Genomic DNA, 13,464 nt, shown 5'->3' with positions numbered 1-13,464 from the left:
ATACCAACTTTCGGATGAATTGGCATGATGTGTCGCTTTTGGCACGCTCTTCTGCCTTGACACTGGATTTTCATATGGGCAACGCGAAAATCCCGTCCATTATGTCTGCTGATACGCCATGACCAGACTGGCAATCAAATTGAGACGCAGAGACCATTAATAGAAAAATTTCTGCTTCGAAGCGAAGAATTCAATATCGTGGCGGTGCCACATTACGAGGAGGGGTCGTGGATCAATACCTGGGCGAAATTCGCCTCTGTGGATTTCCTTTTCCACCAAAAGGATGGGCCTTGTGCAATGGCGCACTGCTGCCCATCCAGACGAACACCGCGCTGTTTTCGCTGCTGGGCACCCAGTATGGCGGCAATGGCACGACCAACTTCGCGTTGCCGGACCTGCGCGGCCGCACGCCGCTGCACCGCGACCTCCAGGACTACGTGCAGGGCGAGGTAGGTGGCGCCGAGACCGTCACGCTGTCGACCCCGCAACTGCCGGCGCACAGCCACTCATTCACCGCATCGACGACGCCTGCCACATTGCCGAATACCGGCATCACGCAGAACCATCTTCTAGCCACCAGCAACATTTACAACGCGACGAATCCGGGGCCCCCAAGCGCGGGCACCCTGCTTTACGGCGCCCCGGGCACATTGACGCCACTGTCGAGCGAAGCCTGCGGCTCCAGCAGCGGCGGCAACCAGCCGCACGAGAACATGCAGCCTTCGCTGGCGCTGAACTACATCATCGCGCTGACCGGCGTGTACCCGTCACGCGGCTAGGAGATCACTCATGGCAGAACCATACGTTGGCGAAATCCGCCTGTTCGCTGGCAACTATGCCCCGGTGGGCTGGCTGCTTTGCCAGGGCCAGATCATTGGCATATCCGAGAACGAGGCCCTCTTCACCCTGCTCGGCACCACTTACGGTGGCGATGGCCAGAGCAACTTCGGCTTGCCGGACCTGCAAGGGAAGCTTCCCGTGGGACAAGGGCAGGGCCTAGGGCTCACCAACCGCCTGATCGGTCAGCAGTTCGGCGTCGACAGCGTGACGTTGACGACCGATCAGATTCCGGGGCACAACCACGCCATCAACTGCACCAGTGCGGCCGCCACCACCATCACGCCCGGCCCCAGCACACTGCTGGCGACCGTACCGAACGCGCAGGGCTTCTACGACGCCGGCACGGCAAATCCGCCGGGCAAGGCCGCACTGGCCCCCCAGACGATCGGGCAGGCCGGTGGCAATCAGCCACATACCAATCAAATGCCGACGGCCTCCATCAACTACATCATTGCCACCGCGGGCATCTACCCGTCGCAAGGCTGAGTCGAAAAGGGAATCCCATGTCTGATCAATTCCTCGGAGAAATCCGGGTCTTCGGCTTCAACTTTGCCCCGGTGGATTGGGCAGCCTGCGACGGCGCGATCATGCCGATCTCACAGAACACCGCGCTGTTCTCGATCCTGGGCACCATGTATGGCGGCAACGGCACGAGCACGTTCGGCTTGCCCGACCTGCGGGGGCGGGCAGTAGTAGGCACGGAGCAGAACGGCGTGCCGAACGAGTTGCAAGGCTCGTCGACGGTCACGCTGTTGAGCGAGGAGATGCCCGCTCACACGCACACCGCATACGGTGACAACAGCCGTGCAGCTTCACAAACGGCAGCAGGCCGTCTGCCGTCGCGCTTCCAGGTGACATTCAACCAGGCGTTCATCGCGACGGATTCGTCCCCGGCCCTCACGACCCTGTCCCCGCAGGCAGTCGGCATAGCCGGCGGCAGTCTGCCGCACGAAAACATGCAGCCATACCTGGTGATGAACTACTGCATCGCCCTGCAGGGCGCTTGGCCGACGCGTCCGTAAGCCGAGCCCTCGTGGCGGACCGGCCGCGCATGTCGCACCGGTCCGCCTTTCGGCTCGCCGATTTCCGCATCCGTCTTTTCGTTGCCCCCATGACCCTCTCCGCCGAACTGTTCCAGCCGCATGTCGGCACCGCGTTCTCTGTGCTGCAGGAGCCCGGCCAGATCCCCAATCCGCAGTTCACCCTGCGACTGAACGAAGTGACCACACCCGCGGCACGCCCGGGCCAGCAGGCGTTCTCGCTGTTCTTTACAGGCGATGCCTCGTTCACGCTGCAGCAGGGCACGTACTTCCTGCAGCACGACACGCTGCCCGAACAGGCGATCTTTCTGGTTCCGGTCGAACGCAGTGCCGACGGCTTCCGCTACCAGGCCTGCTTCAATCTCAGCTGAGGCACCGCATGCCCGTCTTCCGCATTGAACGGCACGGCACCGCACTGCGGCCGCTGACCGACTCTGACCAGCCCTTCCTGCTGCACCTCTACGGCACCACCCGCGAAGCCGAGCTGCGGGCGACCGGCTGGACCACCGAACAGAAAGCGCAGTTCGTGCGGATGCAGTTCGATGCCCAGCAACGCGCGTACTTTGCCTACCCTGACGCGGAATTTTTCGTGATCGAACAGGACGGCGTACCCGCCGGGCGGATCTACCTGCAGCATCGACGGGAAGCCCTGCTGATCATCGATATCTCGCTGGTGCCGGAGCAGTGCGGTTCGGGGATCGGCAGTGCGGTGATTTCTGCTGTGTTTGCGCAGGCCCGCGCTTCAGGAAAACGCGTGCAGATCCATGTGGAGCGCTTCAACCCAGCTCAGCGCTTGTATCAGCGGATGGGGTTTCGCCTGGTGGAGGACAAGGGCGTGTATCTGTTTCTCGAGTGGGATGGGGCCGCCAGGCAAGCGGCAACCGTATAGAAATCCTCCTCCACCCACCCCCACCACCGGTGGTCTACCATGGCCCACACAACCAAAGCACCACGCCAGGAGACCCCAAATGCCCACCGAGGCCACCCACCGCGTCTTCAACCAGGTCCCGGACCTGACCGGCTTCAACCCCTTCACGTCCGACACCACGCTGCAAAACGCACTCGAACGTCTGGGCGGCGGCTGGAACGCCAGCGCGTTGCAAGCCTTCGGTGATCAGCTCGGCGCCCCCGAGACGCTGCGGTGGGCCGCCGAGGCCAACACATACCACCCCGAACTCCACACCCACAGCCGCACCGGCGAGCGCATCGACGCCATCCGCTTCGACCCCGCGTGGCATGCGCTGCTCGGTTTGATGCGCAGCCAGGAGCTACAGGCGCTACCCTTCGCCGAGCCGCGCGCGGGCGCATGGGCCGCCCGCACGGCGGGCTATTACATGCAGGCGCAGATCGAATCCGGCACGCTGTGCCCGGCGACGATGACGTTCGCGAGCATCCCCGTTCTGCAGAAAGAGACGGCGCTGTTTGCCGATCTGGGGCCGCGTCTCTACGCCCGCGAACACGACGCACGCGATCTGCCGTGGCGCCAGAAGACCGCCATCCTTGTCGGCATGGGCATGACTGAAAAGCAAGGCGGCTCCGATGTGCGCAGCAACACCACGGTGGCAATGCCCCTGCGCGGCGAGGGCCGCGGCGCCACATACGCGATCACCGGGCACAAGTGGTTCTTCTCTGCGCCGATGTGCGATGCGCACCTGGTGGTCGCGCGCATGGGCGCAGAAGACGGGCCCCTGTCGTGCTTCTTCGTGCCGCGCTTTCGTGACGACGGCAGCAAGAACCCGATCCAAATCCAGCGCCTGAAAGACAAGCTCGGCAACCGGTCCAACGCCAGCAGCGAAGTGGAGTTCCTCGGCGCAGAGGGCATCCTGATTGGCGAAGAAGGGCGCGGCATTCCGACCATCATCGAGATGGCCACGCATACGCGGCTGGATTGCGTGATCGGCAGCGCGGCCATCCTGCGTCACGCGCTGATGCAGGCGCTGCACCACGCGCGCCATCGCATGGCATTCGGCCGCCTGCTGGCCGATCAACCGCTCATGCGCAATGTGCTGGCCGACCTCGCGCTCGAATCGCAGGCGGCAACGTTGCTGATGATGGAACTCGGCAGCGCGTTCGAGCGTGCCGACGTCGATCCGCTGGCCGCGGCGTGGAAGCGCATCGTCACGCCCGCCGCCAAGTTCTGGGTCTGCAAGCGCGCCATTGAGGCGACCGGCGAGGCAATGGAGGTCTGGGGCGGCAACGGCTACGTGGAAGAAGGGCCGATGGCGCGCCTGTACCGCGAATCGCCGGTCAATTCCATTTGGGAGGGCTCGGGCAACGTCATGTGCCTGGACGTGCTGCGCGCCATTGCCCGCACGCCGGACGACGCGCTGCGCCTGGTGCACGACATTGGCGAGCGCGCGCAGGGCCACCGTGCGGTGCGCGCGGAGCTGGCCGCGCTGCAGGCGATGCTGCACCAGCCCGGCGACATTCAGGAGACCTCCGCGCGCCGCATCGCGCAGGGGCTGGCGCTCACGGCACAGGCGGCGCTGATGCTAGCCCACGCGCATCCGGACGACGCCGAGCGCTTCATCGCCAGCCGCTTCCATCATCAGCATGGCCGCGTGTTCGGCACGCTCGACGGACATGCGCAGGAGCTGGGTGCAGTGCTGCAACGCGCGTGGCCTGTATGAAGATTCTGTGAAGAGTAAAGCGGGACAGCCGGCGTGAAAGCGGGATGAAAGATCACATCGCCTAGGGTGGGGGAGCCGCGCGAGCGCGCCGGCACCAGAAAAATAACCAGACAGGAGACATTCCGTGCCGCACCCGACCCGCGCATTGCTCGCGGCCGGCCTGGCGTTGTGCACTTTCCAGGCGTTGGCTGCATCCCCCGTGCTTGACCGCATCCGCGATACCGGCGCCGTCCGGCTGGCGTATCGCGAGAACTCCGTACCGTTCTCCTATGTCGATGGCGGCAAGCCGGTGGGGTATTCGATCGACCTCTGCGCGCGGCTGGTCGACGCGATCAAGGTGGCGGTCAAGCGGCCCGACCTGAAGGTGCAATACGTGGCCGTGACACCCGCCACGCGTATCGCCGCCATCGCCGAGGGCCGCGCAGACCTCGAATGCGGCTCGACCAACAACACGCGCGAGCGGCGTGAGAAGGTAGCGTTCACTATTCCGCATTACATTGCCAGCAGCCGCATGCTGGTGAAGACCAGTTCAGGCATTCACCGCTGGGAAGACCTCAACAACAAGACGGTGGTGTCCACGCGCGGCAGCACGAACGGCGGGCAGATCCGCGCGATGGCCGATGCGCGCGTGCTCAAGGTCAACGTGGTGGAGGCCCGCGACCACGCCGAAGCCTTCGGCATGGTGGCGGCCGGCAAGGCCGATGCGTTTGCGATGGACGATGTGCTGCTCTATGGCTTCCGGGCGACGTCACCCAACCCGGCGGAGTACGCAGTCGTCGGCAGCAACCTGGCTGTGGCGCCGTACGCGATCATGCTCGGCAAGGACGACGCGGAGTTCAAGAAAGTGATCGACCTGGCGATGTCACGCACGATCCTCGATGGCGAGGCGGAAAAGCTCTACAAAAAGTGGTTCCAGCAGCCCATTCCGCCCAATGGCGTGAAGCTGGAAATCCCGATGAGCTTTCTGCTGCGCGACTCGTTCAAGTTCCCGACCGACAAGGTGGCGGATTAGCGCAACGCTGATCAACCATGCACCGAGAAGGTGCTTGAGGGTATACCCGCATTCAGCGCATAATGCGCGCCCATGGCGGCGCGTGACATTGCTTCACGTTTTGGCATTCCCGGGGGGAGTGACGGCGCGCCCCAGCCAATGCTGCGCAGCTGGGCGGATGTCGCCCAGCAATCGATTGCGCGCACGGCCGCGTCGATAGGGCCCCGATGCGGTCGGCTGGCCATTAGAAGCCCGAACCTCTCCTAGGACCTTTGACGATGCCGTTCGCTGCGCGCACGTGGCTGCTGGCCGCGCTTGCCGTTCCCGCTGCTGTTTCCACCGCTGTCTTCCCGTCCACCGCCGTTGCCGCCAACCCGACGCTCGATCGCATCCGCGATTCGGGCACGGTGCACGTGGCGTATCGGGAAGACTCGATTCCGTTTTCGTACCTCGATGGCAACAAGCCGGTCGGCTACACGATCGACATCTGCTCGCGCCTGATCGATTCGATCAAGACCTCGCTCAAGCGCCCGGACCTGAAGGTGCAGTACCTGCCGGTGACAGCCGCCACACGCATGGACGTGGTCGCCTCGGGCAAGGCCGACCTGGAATGCGGCTCAACCAACAACTCGCGCGAGCGCCGTGAGAAGGTCGCCTTCACCATTCCGCACTACATCACCAAGGGCCGCATGCTGGTGAAGGCTGGCTCGCCGATCCAGCAATGGGAAGACCTGAACGGCAAGACCGTGGTGGCCGCACGCGGATCGACCAATGCCGACCTCGCACGCAAGCTCAACGAGACGGGTATGACGATGCACGTGGTGGATGCCAACGACCTGCGCAGCGCCTTCGCCATGCTGGCCGATGGCCGCGCCAATGCATTTGCCGGTGACGACATCCTGCTCTCGGGCATGCGCGCCACGGCCAAGAACCCGGCTGACTACCGCCTGACGGGCAAGACGCAGCTTGTGTCGTCATACGCGATCATGCTCAGCAAGCAGGACCCCGAGTTCAAGAAGCTGATCGACCAATCGATGACGCGGCTGATTGTCGATGGCGAGGTGCCGAAGCTGTACAAGAAGTGGTTTCAGCAGCCGATTCCGCCGAATGGGGTGAATCTGGAGGTGCCGATGAGTTATTTGCTGCGGGATTCGTTTAATACGCCTACGGATAGTGCTGGGAACTGATGTCTGATTTGCTTCGGGGTGCTCGTTGATGTTGTTGGTGCATCCCTGGTTTCATCCCCTGCCGGGGCTGACTCACTTTCTTTGTCTTGCCAAAGAAAGTAAGCAAAGAAAGGCGCGCCCGAGATGGCGACTTCCCCTTGAATTTCCGTGACCGTGCGGGGAAGGAGGCAAACTCGCTGCGCTCAGACAAGCCTCCTTCCTTCATCCGCCCGCTCACACAAATTCAAGGCGCCATCTAGGGCATCAACGGCCACACCGTGGGTGTGCCTGGGTTGGCGCCCAGGTGTGTCTTGCTGTCTTGTTTCTCAGTGCACCTCGGCCGGGGCAGCTTGTGCGGGGATGCTGCTCACCACGTTCAGCGTCGGGCGGCCGCCTTGGCGCATGAGGTCTGCGGCGCGTTCGGCAATCATGATGATGGGGGCGTTGGTGTTGCCGCCGATCAGCGTGGGCATGACCGAGCCATCGATCACGCGCAGGCCCGTGAGGCCGCGCACGCGCAGTTCCGGATCGACCACGGCCATGGCGTCGTCGGCGCTGCCCATCTTGCAGGTGCCGACGGGGTGATAGATGGTGTCGGCATGCTGGCGGATCAGGGCGCGGACGGCTTCGTCGTCGGAGCCATCGCCGCGGATGTTTCCGGAATACAGCTCGCGCCCGCCAAGGTCAGCCAACGGACGCTGCGCGAAGATGCTCTTCACGGCGCGGAAGCCGGCAAGCATGCCGTTCATGTCGTCCGGGTCAGACAGGAAACGTGGATCGATCAGCGGTGCGTCGCGCGTGTCGGCGGAGGCCAGGCGCACTTCGCCGCGGCTTTTCGGGCGCAGCACGCACACGTGGCACGAATAGCCGTGGCCGTAGTTGAACGTGCGGTTGTGGTTGTCGGCCATGGCCACCACGAAGTGCAGTTGCAGATCGGGATCGGCCAGATCGGGCCGGCTCTTGATGAAGCCGCCGGCTTCGGCAAAGTTGGTCGCCAGCATGCCGCGACGCTCGCGCCGGTAGCGCAGGATCTCGCCCAGCATGTGGGCGCTGCCGCGCGCGGAATAGCCGATCAAATCCAGGTTGAAGACTTTCTTGTGCAGGATGATGTCGAGGTGGTCCTGCAGGTTCTGGCCGACGCCGGGCAGGTCGTGCACGACCGGAATGCCGAGCGAGCGCAGATGCTCGGCCGGGCCCACGCCCGAGGCCATCAGCAACTGCGGCGAGCCGAACGCGCCCGATGAGACGATCACCTCGCGACGCGCGCGCAGCGTTTCAGTGCGACCGCCGCGCTCCACCGTCACACCGGCCGCGCGCTTGCCCTCAAAGACGATGCGCAGCGCTTGTGTGTCGGGCATCACCGTGAGTTGGCGGCGGTTGCGGCTGAAGGTGGCGTCTGCCTTGTCCCCGCCATGCAGGTAGGCGCGCGCGGCATTCCAGCGCTCGCCGTTGTACTGCGTGACCTGGTATGAGCCGACGCCTTCCTGATCGGGGCCGTTGAAATCGTTGTTGCGGCGGTAGCCTGCTGCCACGCCGGCATCGACAAAGCGTTGTGCGATCGGGTTGCCGGTGCGCAGGTCGCTTACGTGCAGCGGGCCGGTACCGCCGTGCAGCGCGTCGTCATCGCGACCGGCAAAGCGCTCGTTGCCCTCGGATCGCTTGAAGTACGGCAGCACATCGCCCCACCCCCAGCCGGTGCAGCCAAGCGCCGCCCAGTGGTTGTAGTCGCTGGGCGTGCCACGGATGTAGATCATCGCGTTGAGCGACGAGCTGCCGCCCAGCCCCCGCCCGCGCGGCTGATAGCCCTGGCGCCCGCCCAGCCCCGCTTGCGGCACGGTCTGAAACCCATAGTTGCGCTTGTTCTTGAACGGCAGCGACGCCGCGCACCCGGCTGGCACCCAGACGGAAAGATGATGGTCGTGCGGCCCAGCCTCCAGCAGCGCGACGGTCACGTCCGGGTCTTCGGTCAGCCGGCTGGCAAGCGCGCAACCGGCTGAGCCTGCGCCGACGATGACGTAGTCGAAGGTGAGCGCGGATGTCTGCGATTCGGTGGCCATGGGTGTCTCCGGATGGTTTTCTAATGGGCGAGCGACGCCGCCGGCTTATTGCCGGTCACGAACTCACATCCTAGGCGTGCCGGGTTGTTTCAAACGACCGGGCTTACCCGCATTAGAGGCATCGTTCGATGTCATGCAACAAAACGGCGGGAGGCAGCACCCAAACCCTTGAACTGATGCCAATGGCGAAATATTGCATCGCAGCAATTCGGGGCTGGCACACGGTTGCGCGCGCTCACGCGCGCCGGGCATGCCGCACACGGCGCAGCCGTATCAGGCCGTCGCAACGGCGCCTGGCGACCATACTGCTTTGCAATTGCGCCGATCCGCCAACTTTGCCAGGAGCCCCCATGCAACCTGCCGATCTGCCTGCCCCGCACCTGCTTCGCATGCAGCAGACCTTCGAGGCCATGCGCGCTGCCCACCAGGCCGACATGCTGCCTGCCTGGCCTGTGCGCCGCGACCGCCTGATGCGTCTGATGCGCCTCGTCATGGACAACCGCAACGCCATCGCCCAGGCCGTCAGCGCTGACTTCGGCAACCGCTCTCGGCAAGAGACCGACCTGCTGGAAATCTTCCCGAGCGTGGACGGCATCAAGCATGCGCTCTCGCACGGCAAGCGCTGGATGCGCGTGCAGCGCCGGGGCGTGAGCCTGTGGTTCCGGCCCGCCAGCACGCGGCTGATTCCGCAACCGCTGGGCGTGGCGGGCATCGTCGTGCCCTGGAATTACCCGATCTACCTGACCATCGGGCCGCTGGTGTCTGCGCTGGCGGCGGGCAACCGCGCAATGGTCAAGCTGTCGGAATACACGCCGCGCTTTTCCGCCCTGTTTGCCGACCTGATCGAGCGCAACTTTGCCGCCGATGAAGTGCGCGTTATCAATGGCGATGCGGCAGTGGCCGAGGCGTTCTCGCGGCTGCCGTTCGATCACCTGTTGTTCACGGGCTCCACCAACGTCGGCCACCACGTCATGCGCGCGGCAGCCGACAACCTCACGCCGATCACGCTGGAGCTGGGCGGCAAATCGCCCACGATCATCGGGCCGGATGCGGATTTCGACCGTGCGGTGGAACGCACGCTGGTGGGCAAGCTACTCAACGCAGGGCAGACCTGCGTGGCGCCCGACTACGTATTGCTGCCCGCCGGCACCGAGCAGCGCTTCATCGATGCGGCTCGCAAGCTGGTCAGCAAGATGTACCCCGACATGGCGCGCAACCGAGACTACACCACGCTCATCAGCCCGCGCCACTTCCAGCGCATGGCCAGCCTGGCGGATGAAGCGCGCGAGCAGGGCGCGCAGGTGCTGCCGCTCACCAACGCCGTGCCCGACGAAGGCACGCGCCAGTTTCCGCCCGCGCTCATCACGGGCGGCACCGAGGCAATGCGCGTGATGCAGGAAGAAATCTTCGGCCCGCTGCTGCCGCTGGTGCCGTATCGCACGCTGGACGAAGCGCTGGACTACATCAACGCCCGCCCACGGCCGCTCGCGCTGTACCTGTTCGAGCGCAGCAGCGCCACGGTCGACCGCGTGCTGTCCGGCACCATTGCCGGCGGCGTGTGCATCAACGAGACGCTGCTGCACGTGGCGCAAGACGACCTGCCCTTTGGCGGCGTGGGCGCCAGCGGCATGGGCGCGTACCACGGCATCCACGGGTTCGAGCGGTTCTCGAAGATGAAGCCAGTGTTCCGGCAATCGGCCATCAACGGGCTGGGCCTGTTCCGTGCGCCGTACGGCAAGACGTTTGAGGCGATGATGAAGCTCTTGGTGCGCTGATCGACTGGCACCCGATCACGGCTGCCACATCGGCACGATCGAGACGGCCAGCAGCACGCCCAGCACCGCATTGAGCACACGCCACTGGCGCGGCGTCTTCAACAGCCGCGCCAGCACGATACCGGCCGCGCACCACAGCGACAGCGACGCCAGCGCGGCCAAACCAAAGGTCGCGCCTAGCAGCGCCGCCAGCTGCAGCGGGCCGCTCGCCAGCATTGCGAACGAAGCCGCCGCACCCAATGCCATCGCCCAGCCCTTGGGGTTCAGCCACAGCAGGCAGGCACCGCCCAGCAGCGTGGTCGGCACCGTGGCGGCGGCATTGAGTTTGGGCGGACCGCTGCGCGCCACTTTCCATGCCAGCCACAGCAGATAGGCCGAGCCCGCCGCCTTCATCCCCAGCAGCAGCCCCGGCGCAGCCATTAGCAACCCGGCCAAGCCCGCTGCCGCCCCCGCCGCCAATGAAGCCAGCCCGACGGCAATGCCCACCATGAGCGGAATCGAGCGCCGAAACCCAAATTGCGACCCCGAGGCTGTCGCCAGCGTCGTGGCCCCGCCCGGCGACACGGTAGACACCACGGCAAACAACACCAGCGGCGCGATAGAGGAAAACGCTTCGACGGCCATAAGCGGCACTCTTGGGTTGATGACGGATGGCCCACTGTAGAGCGCTCAAAACCATTAGAAAATCGAAGGTTTTTGATCCAATCCATTAGCATCTAGAATGCTCCGATGGCCAAAAACCTCGACATCACCCTCGTCCGCACCTTCATTGCCGTGGCCGAAAACGCCAGCATGACGGTGGCCGCCAACGCGCTGCACCTCACGCAGGGCGCCATCAGCCAGCAGATCAAGCGGCTCGAAGACGCCTTCGAATGCCGCCTGTTCGAACGCGACGGCCGGCGGCTGGAACTCACCCACGCGGGTGAACGCTTCCTCGGGCGCGCCAAACGCCTGCTCGCGCTCAACGACGAAATCTGGGCCGACATGGCGGCACGCCCGCTGCAGGGTCCGGTGCGCCTGGGCGTGCCTTACGACCTCGTGGGCACCGTTTTCCCGCCGATCTTCAAGGCGTTTACCGAGGCGTGGCCGTCGGTGGAATTGACCATCGTGTGCGGCACGTCGCCCGAGCTGGCGGAGAGCATTGCGCGCGGCGAGCTGGACGTCGCCGTGGTCGAAGCGCCGGTGGATGAAGCCTCGGGCGAATGCCTGTGCGTGGAGCGCTTGGTATGGGTTGGCCCGCGCGGCGGCAACGTGCATGCGAAACGACCGCTGCCGCTGTCCATGGTGGATGAGAGCTGCGCCTTCCGCACCCGTGTGCTCAAAGCGCTGGGCGAGCAGGGCATTGAATGGCGCACGGTGTTCGAGAGCGGCAACATCGAAGCGACCACCGCCACGGTGCGCACCGGGCTTGCCGTTACGGCGTGGCTGACGCCGACGGTGCCGGCGGACCTCGACATCCTCGGACCTGAAGCCGGCCTGCCGGAACTGCCGATGTTTGCAATCAGCCTGCTGCTGCCCGCGCAAGGTGCGAGTGCGGCGGCGCTGGCGTTGGCCCAATGCGTGCGCGACGGGTTCTCTACGCGGCAGCGCGTGGCGGAGCGGCGCGCCGCCTGACCCGTGGCTGGCCGTTACAAGCCGCCGCCTTCGATCTGCACGTGCCCATTCGGCGTATCGAGCACAAGCGTCAATGCCGGCCGCGCCGCCTCGGCCAATTCGACGTATCGGTTCTCCGGTTCAGAAGCATCCCACCCCAGCCCCTGAAGCTTTGCGCGCATGGCCGGCATCTCCGGATGTGCGAGTTGGAAGTGGTTCAGGCGCAGCCCAACCTCCTGCATCCGGTCGACCGGGCTTTGGCCACCCGCCCAGTCGATGAGTGCGGGCCAGCAACCGCCCGCTTCCGCTTCACCGTCCTTGCGGTGGAAGAAATGCCAGCGCAAATCGCCACGCGTCACTTCTAGCAATTCGTGCTGCGGTAATTCGCTTACGTTGCGCGCCAGATCCGGAACGCTCGCGACCCAGCCGAACAGTTGGGGCGCATCTTCTAACGCGCCTTCCCGCGTCAGGCGGTCGAGCGCAAACCAGCGCGTCCTGTTGGGCGGCGGCGCCTCGGGGTCGATGGCGATGAACTCCAGAAAGACGCCGGGCGCGATCCGCGTGACAAGGTTGTGCGTGCCCATCAAGGGATGCTTGCCGCCCGCAGGCAGCGTCACGCCAAACAACCGCGAGGCATAAGCCTGCGCCTGGTCGAGGGATTGCGCGACGAACGCAATGTGATCGAGCTTCAAAATGGCTCCCGCTATATCGGTCTGAAACCGGAGCGCCCAGCATGCCACAGCGCATTCCACGGCGTTGCTGCGTGGTGCCGGCATCCCCGCCCGTCTCGAGGATGTGTCCAACTGTTCTTATGCGGCGGAAACCCGCCGGCGCTCAATGGCGGCCAACACCTCCCACGTGTGCGGGTCCACATCGCTCCCCCCGAGCGACATCGACAGATACGCGTCGATGGCATCGATAAAGCCTTTCACGAATGCCGGTGGATACGCGTGTTCCGAAAAGTACGTGAGCTGCTCGCGCAGCCTGCCGGGGCGGCAATGCCCAGGGTCGAGCATGACGCTGTGCGTGCGGCACAGAAATGCGCGTGCCGAGACGGCGCCATCCAGGTAGAGGCGGTTTTTAGTCAGAGACATGCGGCACCTCCCGGTTGCGTGGGATGCACGCAGCGCCAAGACGGCGGGGAAGGGTAAGACGCGGGGCGATGCCCGCTGAGTGCGGTAGCCATGTGGCCTCCGGGGATAGGTTGATGGAGGCTCGCCGCTCGCTGCTAAACGAGGGTGGCGGGCCTGACGACGGCGTTAGCAGACCGGCCCTATCCCAGCTACCGGCAGACCCGAAGGTCTCACCGCCCGGCCCGCCATAAAACACATAGGCGTGCACAAGCACCGGACACAAAAATGCCGCGCGGAGG

General features: G+C 64.9%; 14 protein-coding genes. 10 read left to right on the top strand and 4 right to left on the bottom strand.

What is annotated here, in order from left to right:
• Window positions 1-227 precede the first annotated feature (227 nt).
• From NKG59_RS05715 to NKG59_RS05680, 8 genes are all read left to right on the top strand, one after another.
• Complete coding sequence (locus tag NKG59_RS05715; RefSeq protein ID WP_253535847.1) at window positions 228-779, top strand: phage tail protein; 552 nt, start codon at window positions 228-230, stop codon at window positions 777-779.
• A gap of 10 nt (window positions 780-789) precedes the next feature.
• Complete coding sequence (locus NKG59_RS05710; RefSeq protein WP_253535846.1) at window positions 790-1,326, top strand: phage tail protein; 537 nt, start codon at window positions 790-792, stop codon at window positions 1,324-1,326.
• Between the two features lie 17 nt (window positions 1,327-1,343).
• A complete protein-coding gene (locus NKG59_RS05705; protein WP_045205189.1) occupies window positions 1,344-1,862 on the top strand; it encodes a phage tail protein in 519 nt (172 codons plus the stop codon).
• Between the two features lie 89 nt (window positions 1,863-1,951).
• Window positions 1,952-2,251 (top strand): DUF6916 family protein, encoded by a 300-nt coding sequence (locus NKG59_RS05700; RefSeq protein WP_052672847.1) that lies wholly within the window; start codon window positions 1,952-1,954, stop codon window positions 2,249-2,251.
• Window positions 2,252-2,259: 8 nt separating this feature from the next.
• Window positions 2,260-2,769 carry a GNAT family N-acetyltransferase gene (locus tag NKG59_RS05695; protein WP_253535845.1) on the top strand — a complete coding sequence of 170 codons (510 nt, stop codon included), beginning with the start codon at window positions 2,260-2,262 and terminating at the stop codon, window positions 2,767-2,769.
• Between the two features lie 79 nt (window positions 2,770-2,848).
• The gene (locus tag NKG59_RS05690; RefSeq protein WP_253535844.1) at window positions 2,849-4,510 is read left to right on the top strand and encodes an acyl-CoA dehydrogenase family protein; all 1,662 of its coding nucleotides are present in this window, start codon (window positions 2,849-2,851) and stop codon (window positions 4,508-4,510) included.
• Between the two features lie 124 nt (window positions 4,511-4,634).
• Window positions 4,635-5,522, top strand: coding sequence for an amino acid ABC transporter substrate-binding protein (locus NKG59_RS05685; RefSeq protein ID WP_253535843.1), 888 nt, complete (start codon window positions 4,635-4,637; stop codon window positions 5,520-5,522).
• A 257-nt stretch (window positions 5,523-5,779) separates the two neighbouring features.
• Window positions 5,780-6,688, top strand: coding sequence for an amino acid ABC transporter substrate-binding protein (locus NKG59_RS05680; RefSeq protein WP_253535842.1), 909 nt, complete (start codon window positions 5,780-5,782; stop codon window positions 6,686-6,688).
• Between the two features lie 305 nt (window positions 6,689-6,993).
• Here NKG59_RS05680 and NKG59_RS05675 read toward each other — a convergent pair whose 3' ends face one another.
• Window positions 6,994-8,724, bottom strand: a complete 1,731-nt coding sequence (locus tag NKG59_RS05675) for a GMC family oxidoreductase (protein ID WP_253535841.1) — start codon at window positions 8,722-8,724, stop codon at window positions 6,994-6,996.
• Between the two features lie 350 nt (window positions 8,725-9,074).
• On the opposite strand from NKG59_RS05675, the gene NKG59_RS05670 reads away from it, so the two are divergent.
• On the top strand, window positions 9,075-10,499 hold the full coding sequence (locus tag NKG59_RS05670; RefSeq protein WP_301288078.1) for a coniferyl aldehyde dehydrogenase: 1,425 nt from the start codon (window positions 9,075-9,077) through the stop codon (window positions 10,497-10,499).
• 15 nt (window positions 10,500-10,514) lie between these two features.
• On the opposite strand, the gene NKG59_RS05665 is transcribed toward NKG59_RS05670, so the two are convergent.
• Entirely contained in the window at window positions 10,515-11,123 is a 609-nt protein-coding gene (locus NKG59_RS05665) for a LysE family translocator (RefSeq protein WP_045205195.1), read from the bottom strand.
• 105 nt (window positions 11,124-11,228) lie between these two features.
• Between NKG59_RS05665 and NKG59_RS05660 the strand changes: the two genes are divergently transcribed.
• Window positions 11,229-12,113 carry a LysR family transcriptional regulator gene (locus NKG59_RS05660; protein WP_253535840.1) on the top strand — a complete coding sequence of 295 codons (885 nt, stop codon included), beginning with the start codon at window positions 11,229-11,231 and terminating at the stop codon, window positions 12,111-12,113.
• Between the two features lie 14 nt (window positions 12,114-12,127).
• On the opposite strand, the gene NKG59_RS05655 is transcribed toward NKG59_RS05660, so the two are convergent.
• A complete protein-coding gene (locus NKG59_RS05655; protein ID WP_253535839.1) occupies window positions 12,128-12,784 on the bottom strand; it encodes a VOC family protein in 657 nt (218 codons plus the stop codon).
• 117 nt (window positions 12,785-12,901) lie between these two features.
• Window positions 12,902-13,186 (bottom strand): hypothetical protein, encoded by a 285-nt coding sequence (locus NKG59_RS05650; protein WP_253535838.1) that lies wholly within the window; start codon window positions 13,184-13,186, stop codon window positions 12,902-12,904.
• Window positions 13,187-13,464: the final 278 nt, after the last annotated feature.

It is taken from the genome of Ralstonia chuxiongensis (genome assembly GCF_024158925.1).
Taxonomy (GTDB): Bacteria; Pseudomonadota; Gammaproteobacteria; order Burkholderiales; family Burkholderiaceae; genus Ralstonia; species Ralstonia chuxiongensis.
The sequence above is the reverse complement of the archived record's forward strand: the minus strand, read 5'-3'. Positions and strand labels throughout refer to the sequence as shown.